Genomic DNA, 15836 nt, shown 5'->3' with positions numbered 1-15836 from the left:
TCAATTGACCTCGCCGATGCGGGGGTCGATCAGGCGGTACAGCAGATCGATCGCCATGTTGAGCAGTACATAAATGAAGGACACCAGAATTGCGAAACCCATGACCGCCGGAAAATCCAGCGACTGGATCGACTTGACCACATACGCACCCATGCCCGGCCAGGCGAACACGGTTTCGGTCAGCACGGCGCCATACAGCAGATCACCGAGGGTCAGGCCCAGCACGGTCACCGAGGGGATCAACGCATTGGGCAGCGCGTGACGCAGGATCACCGCCCACTTCGACAGGCCATAGGCGCGCGCGGTGCGGATGTAATCTTCGCCCAGCTGATCGAGCATGGCCGAACGGATCTGCCGCGCCACGACGCCGAGATTGACGAAGCCCAGGGTGATCGCAGGCAGGATCAGGTGTTGCACGGCGTTGAAGAACTGCGCCGTATCGCCGGCAAGCAGCGTGTCGATCAGGTAGAAACCGGTGACCGTTGGCGGTGGCTCCATCCCCTCGTCGATGCGACCGCTGCCCGGTAACCAGTTCAGATGCCCGTAGAACAGCACGATCAAGCCCAGTCCGAGCCAGAACGCAGGCGTCGAAATCCCGGTCACCGCCAGGGTTCGCGCCACCTGATCGATCAGACGGTTGTGATACACAGCCGACAGCACGCCCAGCGGCACGCCCACCAGAATCGAAAGGGTTAATGCTGCCAGCGCCAGTTCCAGAGTTGCCGGAAAGAACGCCTGCAGATCCTCCAGTACCGGACGATGGGTGCGGATCGACGTGCCCAGGTCGCCATGCAGCAGGTCGAGCATGTAGCGCCCATATTGTTGATACAGCGGCAGATCCAGACCCAACTGGTGACGGATGTTCTGCACGATCGCGTCAGTGGCGCGGTCGCCGGCGATCAGCCGTGCCGGGTCACCCGGGATCAGGTGGGATATGCAAAAGGTAATCAGGGACACGCCAAACACCACCAGCAGCAAGCCGCCCAGGCGTTTACGCAAAATATTCAGCAAGGCCATCAGGCACCTCGGTCACGCAGACGATCAATAACGCGAAACAGCTCGCGGACACAGCGTTGCAGCGGCCCTGCGTCCGCTGCCGGGCCGTTTGAAACAACCAGGGTTTACTTGGTAATCGTGCCGATGTTGAACACCTGTTCCAGCATCGGGTTGAACACGTAGCCCTTGACCTTATCGCTCATCGGCAAGGTATAGGCCTTCTGGTACAGGTAGGCGTAGACGCTGTCGCTGAGCACGATCTTCTGTGCCTGTTGGTACAACTCGGTACGTTTGGCCATGTCGTTGGTGGTTGCCGACTCGCGAATCAGCGTGTCCACTGCCGGGTTTTCATACAGCGAGCGGTTACCCGCCAGGCCTTTCAGCTTCGAGTCGAAAAAGAAGTTCATGAACATGTAGGGGTCGGCGAAGTCCGGGCTCCATGAGCCTATGGCGATATCGAAATCACCGCTGCCCAGACGCTCACGCATGCTGGCGTTGGCCAGTTTTTCCAGCTTCAGGTTGACGCCCAATGGCTGCAAGCCGGCCTGCAAGGTGAGCCCGATAGGCTCCCAGTTCGGGTCCTTGTCGGAATACATGAAGGTCAGGTCGCTGACCTTCGGCGACACCTTGCCCAGATCCTCCTTGGCCTTGCCCATGTCCTGCTTGAACGCAGGCAGTTTTTCGTCATAGGCCCACATGCCCTGTGGAATAGGCCCATTCAGCGGCTTGGCCTTGCCTTTGAGAATGCCGTTGATGATGCCGTCGTAATCCAGCGATTCGACCACCGCGCGGCGCGCGTGCGGGTTGTTCATCGGCGCCTTTTGGGTGTTCAGGTACAGCAAGGTCACACGCAGCGACGGGTAATCGCCGACGACGATGCCGGATTTCTTGCCCAGCGCTTCAAGCTGGTCTTCGGGCATGTCTTCGATGATGTCCAGATCGCCGTGTTCCAGTTGCAAGCGGCGCACCGAGGCCTCACCGATGATCTTGACCACGACCTTTTTCAGGGCCGGTTTGGGCCCGGCGTAGTAGCTGTTCTGCTCCATGGTCAGGGTCTGGCCTTTCTGCCAGTTCACCAGCTTGAACGCACCGGAACCGGCCGTGTGATTGGCCAGATAAGCTTCGGCGCCTTCGGATTTTTTCGCCACATCCGGGTTGATGATCGCTGCCCCGTTGTGCGCCAGGGTCGAGAGGAACGGCGCATACGGCGCCTTGAGGGTGAACTTCACCGTCTGCGGATCGACCACCGACACCGTCATGTCGTCCGGGAACGCACCTGACGGGCCTTGTTTGAGCTTCATTACGCGGTCGAAGGAAAACTTCACCGCTTCGGCGTTGACCTCTGCGCCGTCATCGAACTTGTTGCCCGGCTTGAGCTTGAATTCCCACGTCAGGTTGTCCGCGGACGTGGACCAGCTGCTGGCCAGTTCACCGGCCACCTCGGTGCTGCCCTTGCCGTTCTCGACCTTGTAGGTCACCAGCCGCTGATACACGGGATAGGTTACGGTCCAGTCGTTGTTGTCGATGGTCACGGCCGGGTCGAGGGTCTGTGGATCGGCCGGTTTGCCGATCATCAGGGTGTCCTGGGCCACGGCAGCGCTGGCCGATTGCCAGGCACCAAGGCCCATGGCGGTGCACAGAAGCGCCATGGCCAGCTTGCGGGAAGTCACGATTGATTTCATGCCGGTTCCTAGATCATTCGATGTGTGGAAATTCGTCAGGTTTTTTATTGAAGCTATACCGGGCAGTTAAAACTCGGAGCCCACAGGCCTCCGAAAGGGCAATCCCGACGCCTTTCCAGCGTCAGGCCATCGCAGGATTCAGCCGGGATTCATGGTCGTCCCGGTCAGGTGTCACGGTTATCAAAGGTTGCCTGTTTCAGCTCGCCGGACGGATCGAACCATCGTCGATCAGGGCGTATTGCTCAGCGTCGGGCAGTTGGTAATGCCACCACTCGCTGTCGATGTAGGTGAACCCGGCGGCGAGCATGATCCCTAGCAACAACAGCCGATTGCGCTGGACCTCGGCTGGCAGATCGGCGAAGAACTGATGCGAGTGCTCGCGCATGTCATCGAAGCCGGTGCCCATGTCGAGGGCTGTTCCACTGGCGTCAATGAGCGTGAGGTCAACGGCCACCCCACGGGTGTGATGCGACCCCAGCCCCGGATCACGCACGTATTCGGGATTGGGCAGCGCCTCCCAGAGCAGGTATTGGGCGTACGGCGGGCGGTAGGCATCGAAGATGCGCAGGCGCAAACCGGCCTGCCGCGCCAGGGTACTGGCTTTGCGCAGGCAAGCCTCGGCATCGCGGTGCAGCAAGCAGCGCGGGTCCTGATAAATCCGCTTGCCAGCGAGGTTGTCGGTGCCGGCGTAGATCAGGTCGATTTCGACCTGCAGCGCCTGAGCATCGACTTCGACGAGGGGACTCTTCACGTAAAACACTCCAGATCAAAAACACGCTCATCACGCGCGGGGTCTCTTGCCGGTCGGCTCACTCGAACTGACCGAACAGTTGTTGCAGCTCACGGTTTTTTGCCAGACGCTGATCCAAGCGCTCGCCATACTTCTCGGCGACGGCCGACAGCATCAGGTTGAACAGGCACGCCAGCGGTGCCAGGGAGTCCCAGAACTGGCCGACATCGGAATCCAGTTGCAGCAGATCCGCTGGATAGTCCCTGGCCCAGGGGCAGTGGAAATCGGTGATGAACACCAACGGCAAGCCCTGCTGGTGGGCCACCTCGCAGAAGGTTCTCGCCACGGCAGAATAGGTGCGGAAATCGGCGATCACAGCGTAGGGATTTTCGAACTGCGAGTTCAGCGATTCGGCGTAGGTGCCGGACAACCCATCGACGTAGTAAACCTTGGGCCGCAGGTATTCCAGGTGGGTGAAGAACGCATTGAGAATGCCCCGGGTGGTCTGGATGCCGACGATGAACACCGCATCGGCACTGTGCAGGCGATCAATAATGCGGGCGAAAGTATCACTGCGGGCCATCGCATAGACCCGCTGAATGGCTTCCAGCTCGCGGTTCATTGAGCGCTCCAGGCCATCGCCATGGGTGCTCTGCTCGCGAAATGCACCCAGGCGATCGGTAATCACCCAAGGGCTGGCGCCGTCTCCGCGCAGGCTTTGCTTGACGTCATCGATGTTGCGATAACCCAGCGAACGCAGAAAGCGCCCCACCGAAATCCCGGTGGTACCGGTTTGCTGAGCGATGCTGTCGGCAGTCTCGAATGGCAACTTCTGGGGGTTGGCCAAGAGGTAGCCGGCAATGCGTTTCCCCGTCGGTGTCAGGTCGCTGAAACGCTGTTCCAGGGTATCGAGGAATGGACGACTTTCCATGGGAAATCCAACTGTGGCAACGGGTAAAAATAAGCAAAAAAATGTTATTGACCGTTCATTTTCTCGCAAGATGTTATCAACATAACATCGGCTTTTGAGCTGGCACAATGCTTTTTTTCAGAAGATTTCAGAGGGGGAAAAACGTGATTCAGCGTGGTGCGGGCGGGTGTGGAAATGCGCGTTTATTGGGCAAAAAGTAACGGGGTATTCGCGTTGATCGGACCCCCGCCTTGCGTGGGTATGCGGTGATCGACGCTTTGCGTAAGCCACGCAAACAGAGCGTCCCGAGCGGCGCTCCCACGCAGAACGTGGGAACAATCATCAGAAAGGTGGGCTGAAACCGGTCAGCGCAGATTGGTCTTCGCCAACTCCAGCACCTGATCGGCTTTGCCGCTCATTACTGCTTTAAGCATGAACAGGCTGAAACCTTTGGCCTGAGCCAGTTTGATTTTCGGCGGCAAGCCCAGCTCCTGTTTCGCAACGACGACGTCCACCACCACCGGCCCGGGGTGTTCAAAGGCTTTTTTCAACGCGTTGGGCAGTTCGGCGGAGTCTTCCACGCGAATCCCTAGAATGCCCGCACCGATGGCGATGTTGGCGAAGTTGGTAGCGTGGAAATCGGTGTCATGGGGTACATAACCGCTGGCCTGCATCTCCATGGCGACAAAACCCAGTGAGCTGTTGTTGAACACCACGATCTTGATCGGCAGGTTGAGCTGGCGGATGCTCAGCAGATCGCCCATCAGCATCGACAGGCCACCATCACCACACAACGCCACCACCTGACGCTGCGGGAACGCTGCCTTGGCGCCCAAGGCTTGTGGCATGGCGTTGGCCATGGAGCCGTGGTTGAACGAACCCAACAACGAGCGTTGGCCATTCATGGTCAGGTAACGTGCGGCCCACAGGGTTGGCGTGCCGACATCGACGGTGAAGAGGGTGTCGGGGTCAGCGTAGGCATCGACCATTCGCGTCAGGTACTGCGGGTGGATCGGCTCTCCGTGCGCCGAAGGGGTGGCCAGCTCGTCGAGTTCTTCGCGGGCCTTGGCGTAGTGATCCAGTGCCTTGTCGAGGAACTTGCGGTCAGTGTGCGCCTTGATCCGGGGCAGCAGTGCCACGACGGTCTCGGCGATCCCACCCTCCAGACCCAGGGTCAGTGGTACACGACGGCCCAGCGCGGCGGGATCGATGTCGATCTGCACGATGTTGGCTTTTTCCGGGTAGAAATTGCGGTACGGGAAGCTGCTGCCCAGAATCACCAGGGTGTCGCAGGACATCATGGCGTGATAACCGGAGCTGAAGCCGATCAGGCCGGTCATGCCCACGTCGAAAGGATTGGCGTATTCGATGTACTGCTTGCCGCGCAAGGCGTGAACCACCGGCGCGGACAGCTTTTCGGCCAGCGCCACGACCTGATCATGCGCCTGGGCGCAACCGGCACCCGCCAAAATCGTCACCGCTTTGGATTTATCGAGGATGTCCGCCAGTTGTTGCAGATCTTTCTCGGCCGGAATCACCCGCGCAGGGCTCACATCGACCCAGGCGGGCTTGATGTCCGGGGCTGGCTGCAAGGCGACATCGCCCGGAATCACGATCACTGCCACCCCGCCCTGGCTGATGGCGGCACGCATGGCGCGCTCCAGCACCCGTGGGAACTGCTCAGGGGTGCCAACCGCCTCGACGAAGTGGCTGCACTCTTTGAACAAATCGGTGGGATGGGTTTCCTGAAAGTAATTCAGACCGATCTCTGAAGACGGAATCTGCGCGGCAATCGCCAGTACCGGAACGCGGCTGCGGTGACAGTCGTACAGGCCGTTGATCAAGTGCAGGTTGCCGGGACCGCAACTGCCCGCGCACACCGCGAGCTTGCCGGTGGAGGCCGCTTCGGCACCGGCAGCGAACGCGGCCACCTCTTCATGACGGGTGTGCATCCACTTGATCTTGCCCAGGCGCTCGAGGCTGTCGGTCAGACCGTTCAGGCTATCGCCGCTGACCCCCCAGATTTTCGAGACGCCCGCTGCGGCGAGGGTTTGCGCAAGGTAGTCGGCGATGGTTCTGCTGGACATGGGGCAGGTTCCTTGTCGAGTCGAAGGGACCGCACGATGCCAAAGGCTGCATCGTGCGTCGTCTCAAATCGACCCGTGGCGCCGGTCACAGTTCAGTGCGTGTACCAATGTGCTTATTGATCCCGCCCGCCGAGCCGCTGCGGATGTTGAATCTGGCCTGAGCGCGCACGTACCTGCCGCAATGCGCTCGTTTTCACGATCGTGACGATCGTTCCCGCCTCTGCGTGGGAATGCATCCTCTGACGCTCTGCGTCATGGCACAGCCGACGGCTGACGCAAACCATCTGGGGCGGCGTTACCACGCGGAGCGTGGGAACCATCCATTTGAGGATTGCCTGGCAACGCCGCACTCACACCGGCGGCTGCACCACCGCTTTGCTCGGTGCGGCGATCTGCACTTTGGGGTTGACCGGGGTTGCGCTGGGGGTCGCGAATTGCTGCTTGAGGTGGCCATCCTGATCCAGCAGCCAGGCGTCGAGGATCTGCCGCACCACCGGGCCTGCCACACGCCCGCCCGCCTCGCCGTTCTCGATCATCACCGCGACCGCGATCTTCGGATTGGCGGCCGGAGCGAAACCAACGAACAAGGCGTTGTCGCGATGCCGTTCCAGGGTTTTGTCGCGGTTGTAGCGCTCGCCCTGCTTGATCGCCACCACCTGAGCCGTACCGCTCTTGCCGGCGATACGGTATTGCGCGCCCTGCGCCGCTGCCCGCGCGATACCTCGCGGGTCGTGCATTACCGATTGCATGCCGTTGTTGACCTGATCCCACTCATGGGAGTCGCGCAGCACGATGTTGGGCATCGGGTGCTCGTCCACCGGCGGCACGCCGCCAATTTCCCTGGCCAGATGCGGACGGTGCCACACGCCCTTGCTGGCGATCAGCGTCGTGGCCTGGGCCAGTTGCAACGGCGTGACCTGCATGTAGCCCTGGCCGATCCCCAGGATCACCGTTTCGCCGGGGAACCATGCCTGACGCCGGGTAATGCGCTTCCATTCCTTCGACGGCATGAGCCCTGCGGACTCTTCGAACATGTCCAGCGAGACCTTCTGGCCGATGCCGAACATGGTCAGGTAATCGTGCAGACGGTCGATCCCCAGCTTGTGTGCCAGGTCATAGAAATAGGTGTCATTGGAACGCATGATCGCTGCGTTCAGGTCCACCCAGCCGTCGCCGCTGTGGTTCCAGTTGCGGTATTTGTGATCGAAATCCGGCAACTGGAAGTAGCCGGGATCGAAAACCCGCGTAGAGGGTGTGATGACGCCACTGTCCAGTCCGGCAATGGCCACTTCGGGCTTGATGGTCGAGCCCGGCGCATACAGGCCGCGCAGCACCCGGTTGAATAGCGGGCGGTCAACCGAGTCGCGCAGCGCCGAATACTCCTTGAAGCTGATGCCGGTGACGAACAGATTCGGGTCGAAACTCGGCTTGCTGACCATCGCCAACACTTCGCCGGTGGCCGGATCGATCGCCACCACCGAGCCGCGGCGGTCGCCCAGCGCCTGTTCGGCGGCTTCCTGCAACTTGATGTCCAGACTCAGCGTGATGCTTTTACCGGCCACCGGGTCGTGATGGTTGAGCACCCGCAACACGCGGCCCTGAGCGTTGGTCTCGACTTCTTCATAACCGACATGGCCATGCAATTCGTTTTCATAGAAACGTTCGACACCGGTCTTGCCAATCGACTGCGTGCCGCGGTACTCGACCTGATCGAGCTGACTGGCTTCCTTTTCGTTGATGCGTCCGACGTAGCCAATGGAATGAGCGAAGTGCTCGGCCAGCGGATAGTGGCGAACGAACTGCGCCTCGACATCCAGCCCCGGCAGGCGGAACTGATTGACCGCCAGCAAGGCGATCTGTTCTTCGGTTAATTCATACAGCAGCGTCACCGGCACGAACCGATGCGGCGAGTTCTTCATCGCCTTGTCGAACACGATACGGTCTTCATCGGGCAGATTGAGGAGCTGCATCAGGGTATCGATCACTGCATGCCAGTCCCCGGCCCGCTCGCGGGTCATGGTCAGGTTGAAGCTGGGGCGGTTGTCGGCGAGGATCACACCATTGCGGTCGTAGATCAGCCCGCGTTCCGGCGGGATCGGCAAGACGTGGACGCGGTTGTTTTCGGAGATGGTCGAGTGATAGGCAAACTCGGTGACCTGCAGAAAATACATCCGGCAGACCAACGCAATGCTCAGGGCAACCACAAAAAGCGCGCAGGCGATCAACCGCTTGTTAACCAGCCGGGTTTCTTTCTCATGGTCCTTTAAGGGTATGGGATCAGGCATTTCTACAGCTACTCGGTGAAAATGAACGGCACACACTGCGTTCCCAGACAGCTGCCGGGATGCAAATGGCGTGCACGATACCAAGATGAACCTGCTTCATGGCCCGTTCTTCATGAAAATCCTGTCATGTTTGGAAATAATCCAAAAAACGCGGATGAAATCGTCACCAATCACCATTCAGCCGAGAGCGGAATTTGTTGCAGAATTTCCTTTAATCGCCAGATAGCCATCAGCGCAGCTGTGGCGCTCTGAAATCAGTTCAGATTACGAGCATGTGCCGGTACAGCTTGGCCCACGCCTTGAAAGCCCGGACTCAGCGCCTCAACGCCGAACAGCACTTTTCCTGCACCCGACTGTCCATAAACCCGCATCGTCTGCAAGGCGAAATATTGTTACGTTTTTGACAACAGTCATTTACCAAAATGAATGGAGGCAATAGCCAGTAACACATCTATGATTGCCGATGGCGTGAAAAAGATGACCAGCGGTCATGGCTGTTCCCCCTCTAGCGTGCGCTTTGCGCATGCTGGTCTGCCAGAGACTTGATGTCACACCCACGCCTGAGGAATGCTCGCTCGAACCTCGCGGATCGGGCCAAACCGTGAAACACACTTACGATTCGCCTGTTTGCGGACCATGCCCGCCCTGGCCCTCAACAGTCGCGTTCGCAGGAGCCTTGAATGACAGAAAAACCCAAAGGCCTGACCCGCCGCCAGTTGCTGAAATCCTCAGCAACCACGCTCGCCGTCGGAGCTGCCGCTACCGCCAAGGCAGCCACCGTCGTCGGTGTGCCGCAATGGGTCCCGTTCGACCATAACGGCCCGATGCACTACGACACCCCCGGCTGGCAATTCTTCACTGCCGCCGAAGCCAGCGCGGTAGAGGCCATCGTCGCCCGCCTGATTCCCGCCGACGATTTGAGCGTCAGCGGCAAGGACGCGGGTTGCGCGGTGTTCATCGACCGCCAACTGGCTGGCGAGTACGGCACGTTCAGCCGCCTGTACATGCAAGGCCCTTTCGAGAAAGGCACGCCGATGCAAGGCGATCAGTCCGAGCTGGTGCCGCGCCAACGCTACCGCCTGGGGCTGGCCGGGCTTGAGGGTTATTGCCAGAAGCAGTTCCAGAAAAGCTTCAGCGCGCTGGCTGCCGAGGAGCAGGACAAGGTCCTGGTCGGGCTTGAGAAAGGCCAGATCACCCTTGACGGCATCGACGCCCCCCTGTTTTTCCAGCAGGTGCTGGGCAACACCATGGAAGGTTTTTTTGCCGACCCGGTCTATGGCGGAAACCGCGACATGGTGTCGTGGAAAATGATCGGCTTCCCCGGTGCCCGGTACGACTACCGCGAATACATCGGTCTGCACAATCAGAAGCTCAATCTGGTGCCGCTTTCCATTTCCGGCAGCTCCGCCTGGACCAAAAAGGGTTAATTCGACATGGCCAAAAAATTACCTTCCACGGATGTCGTGGTTGTCGGGCTCGGTTGGGCCGGATCCATCATCGCCAACGAGTTGGCCGATGAAAACCTGAAAGTCATCGGTTTCGAACGCGGCCCATGGCGCGACACCGCAGCCGACTTCAACGTCGCATCGGCGGCTGATGAGCTGCGTTACAGCCGTCGTCAGGACTTGATGCTGCGTACGCGGCAAAACACCACAACCATGCGCAACAGCATCAATGAAACCGCTTTGCCGATGCGCACCTGGGGCTCTTTTCACCCCGGCAACGGCACCGGCGGCGCGGGCAACCATTGGGCGGGGATCACCTTCCGCTTCCAACCGCACGAGTTCCGGCTGAACAGCTACCTGACCGAGCGTTATGGCAAGGAGTTGTCGCCCGAACTGACGCTGCAGGACTGGGGCACCGACTGGGAAGAGATGGAGCCGTTCTACACCAAGTTCGACCGCTTGGCAGGCGTCTCGGGCAAGGCCGGCAACATCAAGGGCGCCATTCAGGAAGGCGGCAACACCTTCGAAGGCGCGCGCTCGGAAGAATACCCGAACCCACCGACCGAACAGACCTACGCCCCGGTACTGTTTGCCCAAGCAGCGAAGAATCTGGGCTATAAGCCCTTCCCGGTGCCGTCGGCGCTGGTTTCCCGGCCCTACGTCAACTCCCTTGGCGTGGCCATGGGCCCGTGCACCTATTGCGGGTTCTGCACCAACTATGGTTGCGCCAACTACTCCAAGGCCAGCGCCATCACCACTGTTCTGCCGGTGCTGATCCGCAAGCCGAACTTCACCGCCATGACCAACTGTGAAGTGCTGCGCGTGACCATGGACCCCAGCGGCAAACGCGCCACGGGCATCGTCTACATGGATTCCAATGGCGAAGAATGGGAGCAGCCGGCCGAGCTGGTGGTGGTCAGCGCTTTCATTTTCGAAAACGTGCGCCTGATGCTGCTGTCCGGTATCGGCCAACCGTATGACCCGGTGACCAACACCGGCACCACCGGGCGCAATTACGCCTACCAGACCGCCAACAGCGTGCGGATGTTTTTCGACGACAAGAACTTCAACCCGTTTATCGGTGGCGGCGCCATCGGCATGGGCATCGACGAGTTCAACAACGACAACTTCGACCATTCGGGTCTGGGTTTCGTCGGTGGCGGCAGTACCCGCGTAACGCCCATTGGCGCGGCCCCCATCGACTCGCGTCCTCTGCCGCCCGGTACGCCTGCCTGGGGGGCGGAGTGGAAGAAGGCCACGGTCAAGAACTACGCCAGCACCATGTCCATCGGCTGCGAGGCGAGCAGTTACGCCACCCGCACCAACTATCTGTCGCTGGACCCGACCTACAAAGACCCGCACGGTCGTCCGCTGCTGCGCATCACCTTCGATTTCCCGGAGAACGATCGCAAGATGTCTGCGTACGTCACCGGCAAAGTCATGGAAATTGCCAAAAGCATGAACCCGCGGCAGATGGTGCCCAGTTCGCAGACCGGCCACTGGAACAGCGCACCGTACCAGTCCTCGCACATCGTCGGCGGATTCATCATGGGCGCCGATCCGAAGAACAGTTCGGTGAACAAATACCTGCAAGTCTGGGGCGTACCGAACCTGTTCGTGGTCGGCTCCTCGGCGTTCCCGCAGAACCCTGGCTACAACCCTACCGGTACTGTGGCGGCGCTGGCCTTCAAGGCGGCGGATGCCATCCGTACCCGATACCTCAAGCGTCCAGGGGAGATGATCAGCGTATGAAAACTCTTCTGACTCTCTGCGCAAGTATCCTCGGGCTGTCCGTGAGCATGGCTTATGCCGACACGGCTGCCGATTCCTACAACATGGTGACCAAAGGTCGCTACCTGGCTACCGTCGGAGACTGCACTGCGTGCCACACGCTGCCGGGCAAGCCGCTGTTTTCCGGTGGCGTGATTCTCGACACCCCGTTCGGCAAGCTGGCCGGCGCCAACATCACCCCGGATCCGGTTCACGGCATTGGCCGCTGGACCTTCGAAGACTTTCAGAATGTCATGTCCAATGGGCATGGGCTGGATGGCAAACGCCTTTACGGCGCGATGCCGTTCACCGCGTACACCAAGGTCAGGCGTGAAGACAACCTGGCCATCTGGGCTTACCTGAAAACTGTCGACGCCTCGGACAACGAGGTCCAAACCAACCAGTTGCCCTTCCCGTTCAACGTGCGCACCAGCCTGATCGGCTGGAACTTGCTCAACTTCAAGGAAGGCGAATTCAAGGCCGACCCGCAGAAATCCGAGCAGTGGAATCGCGGAGCCTATCTGGTCGAGGGCCTGGGCCACTGCGGCACCTGCCATACGCCGAAAGGCCTGACCGGGGGCGATAAGAGCGATCAGTTCCTGATGGGTGCAAATCTGCAGAACTGGGTGGCGCCGAACATCACCTCCAAGGGCCACGATGGTCTTGGCGCGTGGAACGAAGACGACATCGTCAAGTACCTGAAGACCGGCGCCAACCGCTTCGACATCGCCTCCGGACCAATGGCCGAAGAAGTCGAGCACTCGTCGCAGCACTGGAGCGATCAGGATCTGCTGGCCGTTGCTGTCTACTTGAAAGACGGCGCCAAGCCTGTGGAAGAAGCCAAGCCGATAGCGGCCAGCGATGCGGCCATGGTGGCCGGCAAGGCGATCTATGCTGACCGCTGCTCGGCGTGCCATACGCCAAACGGCGAAGGCGCAGCCAACCTGTTCCCGAAACTGGCCATGGCTCCTCTGATCAACAGCAACGACCCCTCGTCGCTGATCCGCGTGGTATTGGCTGGCAGCCGCGCAGGGGCTACCGACGCAGCGCCGACCGCACCGGCCATGCCTTCATTCGGCTGGAACCTGTCGGATGAGAATGTCGCGGACGTGTTGACCTACGTGCGTAACACCTGGGGCAACGCCGCACCTGCGGTGTCCAGCGCCGATGTCAAAGACGTGCGCGAGGCATTGACGCCCAGGTAAGCGCCACGAACGGAAAATGCCTGACCTCAGTGATGGGGTCGGGCATTTTTCATGGTCGGGTATGAGGCTTCAACAAATGTAAACCGCGCATCCTGGGTAAAACCCACTTGTACGATGTCCTACCAGCAGGTATTACTAGCGTCCCCGTAAAAAAACAATTCAACGGAGATCACCATGGATTCATCACTTTCGGGCCAGCCGTGCGGCAATACGCGCAGAGTTTTTTTGAAACAATCATTGGCTGTCTCGGCCACGCTGGCCACTTTGAGCAGCATGGCCCTGCCCCGCGCGGCCTCTGCGGTCGAAACCCTCAGCCAACGTTACCCTGATCCGCTGATTCACATCCTCGACGACAGTTTTCTCGATCTGCGGGTCTTCAACGCGAGCGTGGAAAAGCTGGGCACCGGCATGCGCTGGGCAGAGGGACCGGTATGGGTAGGCGATGGCCGTTACCTGCTGGTCAGCGACATCCCCAATAACCGCATCATGCGCTGGGATGAAATCACTGACACGTTTTCGGTGTACCGCGATAACTCCAATTTCTCCAACGGTATGTGCCGTGATCGCCAGGGCCGCCTGCTCGTCTGTGAAGGCTCGACCACCACCCATGAAGGACGGCGCATCACCCGCACCGAGCCCAATGGCACCATCACCGTGCTGGCTGACAACTACGACGGCAAACCCTTCAACTCTCCCAACGACATCATCTGCAAAACTGATGGCTCGATCTGGTTCAGCGACCCGCCCTTTCAGACCGCCAATAATTACGAAGGCCACAAGGTAACGCCCTCGCAGCCCCACGCGATCTATCGCATCGACGGCCAGAGCGGCGCGGTTATTCGGGTCATCGATGACCTCAGTGGTCCCAATGGCCTGTGTTTTTCTCCCGATGAGAAGATCCTGTATGTGGTCGAAGGGCGCGCCAGGCCCAATCGCCTGATCTGGGCCATTTCCGTCAACGATGATGGCTCGCTGGGCGCACGGCGCAAACATATCGAGGGGCTGGAATACGCTGCCATCGACGGCATGAAGTGCGATGAGGCGGGCAACCTGTGGTGTGGCTGGGGCGGTAATGGCGACCCTAAGGCCGACCTGGAAAAACTCGACGGCGTGCGCGTATTCAACCCGCAAGGCAAAGCCATCGGCCACATCTCATTGCCTGAGCGTTGCCCGAATCTGTGCTTTGGCGGACGTGAAGGCAACCGGCTGTTCATGGCCGGCAGCCACTCGATCTATTCGTTGTTCGTCAACACGCGCGGCGCCACGTTTGCGTAATCGCACGCGACCCGGTATGCCGTGGGGCATATCGGGTCAAATCGGCTGCACCTGGAGCGAGAGGGTGGGTATCGGCGAGCAGTTCAACATCCTCGTTGAGAAAGCGGCGTTGGGCCCGACATCGGTGCCGAGTCGCTCAGGGCATCGACCCGGGCCGCCGTCGAGCTCGCCGCCACGTTGTAACTATTCGGCCGCCTCAACCCTGCGAGCCTGACGCGCGCCCATGATGCGCGCCAGGTTCTGCTCGATCCAGGTGGTCAGGCCGTCGACTTTCAAGGCCACCTCTCAGCCCATGAGCATCAGTGTGCGTACTTACGAAAGGTTAGCCTGAGCTCTATGCTGAGCACACCGCCAACGAAACTTAAGAAAATTCAACATGATCGTCATCACCGGTGCATCGGGTCAGCGCGGCAAATATCGTCGCAGCGGTGCGCACCCTGAAAAAGCCGAAGATCTCGTCGCCCTCGGGGTGCAGGTGCGCAAGGCCGATTATTCCCAACCCGGCACCCTCGACTCTGCGTTTGCGGGCGCCGAAAAGGTGGCGATCCTGAACTCGCTCCCAGTGGCCACGCTGCTGCAGGAATTTCGACATACCCTCGCCTGTGTTCGTCGCAACCTGACTGAATGATCGGCCCGAATCATGGTCGGACCTTATGACAGCGCATCACGCACTGGATAAGGAGCTTCGAATGAACAGCAAATCAATCATCGCCGGTCTGGCGATCCTGAGCTGTGTTTCGCTCACCAGTTTCGCCGTGCACGCCGATGACGCGCCAGCGCAAACTGTCCAACCCTCCAAAGACAATAAAGACGAGCTGGAATTGGGCTCTCGCGTGCCTGAAAAGTACCAGCGCAAAGGCGACGTGATCCATAACTGGAAAGCCAAAGGGCTCCACGAACCCGCCAAGGAAAGTCAGTGGGTACGGATCAACGACAAATATGTTCAAGTGCAAACCACCAACGGCTATATCACCGACATCGTCCCGGTGAAAAAAGGCCCGATGAAAAAATAACGCTGCCCGTGGACAGCGAGCCAGCGCCGAAGCGGGCTGTTCAAACAAAAGCTGAAGGAATGCATCATGAATCTGAAAACGTTGATGGCCTGTGCGGCCGTGATGACCTGCCTTACCGGTACCAGTCTTTGTGCTCAGGCTGCGGAGCCGACATCGGGAAAAACCGTTCAGGCAGAGACCACCAACAAACACTTTAAAGTCGGTGATCTCGCCCCTGATCTGAACAAGCAGGAGCGCGTCGGCATCAAGGACTGGAAGCAGAAGAACCTGAAGGACCCGGGAGAAGACAGCCAGTGGGTGCAGATCAGTGACAAATACGTGTTGGTCCACACCGACAGCGGCAAGATCCTTGATATCCAGCCAGTCAAGAAATAACCCTCCCTGATTTCTGGAGTGCCCGATCTCACTCGGGCATTCTTCTGTGCCGTCTATCACAGA

The 15836-nt window shown here is 59.7% G+C and carries 12 protein-coding genes and 1 pseudogene; 7 read left to right on the top strand and 6 right to left on the bottom strand.

The annotated features are described in order from the left end of the window. The 6 genes from EC915_RS02940 to mrdA form a co-directional block, all read right to left on the bottom strand. Positions 1 to 1017, bottom strand: a complete 1017-nt coding sequence (locus EC915_RS02940) for an ABC transporter permease (RefSeq protein ID WP_133749017.1) — start codon at positions 1015 to 1017, stop codon at positions 1 to 3. A 104-nt stretch (positions 1018 to 1121) separates the two neighbouring features. Beyond that, the gene (locus EC915_RS02935) at positions 1122 to 2678 is read right to left on the bottom strand and encodes an ABC transporter substrate-binding protein (RefSeq protein ID WP_133749016.1); all 1557 of its coding nucleotides are present in this window, start codon (positions 2676 to 2678) and stop codon (positions 1122 to 1124) included. A gap of 196 nt (positions 2679 to 2874) precedes the next feature. Then, complete coding sequence (gene ddpX / locus EC915_RS02930; RefSeq protein ID WP_133749015.1) at positions 2875 to 3429, bottom strand: D-alanyl-D-alanine dipeptidase; 555 nt, start codon at positions 3427 to 3429, stop codon at positions 2875 to 2877. A 58-nt stretch (positions 3430 to 3487) separates the two neighbouring features. After that, a complete protein-coding gene (locus tag EC915_RS02925; protein WP_133749014.1) occupies positions 3488 to 4339 on the bottom strand; it encodes a MurR/RpiR family transcriptional regulator in 852 nt (283 codons plus the stop codon). A 344-nt stretch (positions 4340 to 4683) separates the two neighbouring features. Continuing rightward, positions 4684 to 6405: a ubiquinone-dependent pyruvate dehydrogenase gene (poxB, locus tag EC915_RS02920; RefSeq protein WP_133749013.1), complete on the bottom strand. Its 1722-nt coding sequence runs from the start codon at positions 6403 to 6405 to the stop codon at positions 4684 to 4686. Between the two features lie 350 nt (positions 6406 to 6755). Beyond that, positions 6756 to 8690, bottom strand: coding sequence for a penicillin-binding protein 2 (gene mrdA / locus EC915_RS02915; protein ID WP_133749012.1), 1935 nt, complete (start codon positions 8688 to 8690; stop codon positions 6756 to 6758). 680 nt (positions 8691 to 9370) lie between these two features. On the opposite strand from mrdA, the gene EC915_RS02910 reads away from it, so the two are divergent. The 7 genes and pseudogenes from EC915_RS02910 to EC915_RS02880 all read left to right on the top strand — a co-directional run bounded on the left by EC915_RS02910 (position 9371) and on the right by EC915_RS02880 (position 15773). Then, positions 9371 to 10117: a gluconate 2-dehydrogenase subunit 3 family protein gene (locus EC915_RS02910; RefSeq protein ID WP_133749011.1), complete on the top strand. Its 747-nt coding sequence runs from the start codon at positions 9371 to 9373 to the stop codon at positions 10115 to 10117. A gap of 6 nt (positions 10118 to 10123) precedes the next feature. Further along, positions 10124 to 11887 carry a GMC family oxidoreductase gene (locus tag EC915_RS02905; protein WP_133749010.1) on the top strand — a complete coding sequence of 588 codons (1764 nt, stop codon included), beginning with the start codon at positions 10124 to 10126 and terminating at the stop codon, positions 11885 to 11887. After that, the gene (locus EC915_RS02900; RefSeq protein WP_133749009.1) at positions 11884 to 13110 is read left to right on the top strand and encodes a cytochrome c; all 1227 of its coding nucleotides are present in this window, start codon (positions 11884 to 11886) and stop codon (positions 13108 to 13110) included. Before EC915_RS02905 ends, EC915_RS02900 begins: the two co-directional genes overlap by 4 nt. Positions 13111 to 13284: 174 nt before the next feature. Next, positions 13285 to 14385, top strand: coding sequence for an SMP-30/gluconolactonase/LRE family protein (locus EC915_RS02895; RefSeq protein ID WP_133749008.1), 1101 nt, complete (start codon positions 13285 to 13287; stop codon positions 14383 to 14385). Positions 14386 to 14818: 433 nt separating this feature from the next. Beyond that, a pseudogene (locus EC915_RS25530) lies at positions 14819 to 14927 on the top strand (KR domain-containing protein); the annotation flags it as partial. Positions 14928 to 15074: 147 nt separating this feature from the next. Continuing rightward, positions 15075 to 15398 carry an RcnB family protein gene (locus tag EC915_RS02885; RefSeq protein WP_133749007.1) on the top strand — a complete coding sequence of 108 codons (324 nt, stop codon included), beginning with the start codon at positions 15075 to 15077 and terminating at the stop codon, positions 15396 to 15398. Positions 15399 to 15464: 66 nt separating this feature from the next. Beyond that, entirely contained in the window at positions 15465 to 15773 is a 309-nt protein-coding gene (locus EC915_RS02880) for an RcnB family protein (RefSeq protein WP_133749006.1), read from the top strand. Positions 15774 to 15836 lie beyond the last annotated feature (63 nt).

Source organism: Pseudomonas sp. LP_7_YM (genome assembly GCF_004364435.1).
Taxonomy (GTDB): Bacteria; Pseudomonadota; Gammaproteobacteria; order Pseudomonadales; family Pseudomonadaceae; genus Aquipseudomonas.
Note: the sequence above shows the minus strand (reverse complement) of the source record. Positions and strands in the feature narration are given on the sequence as shown.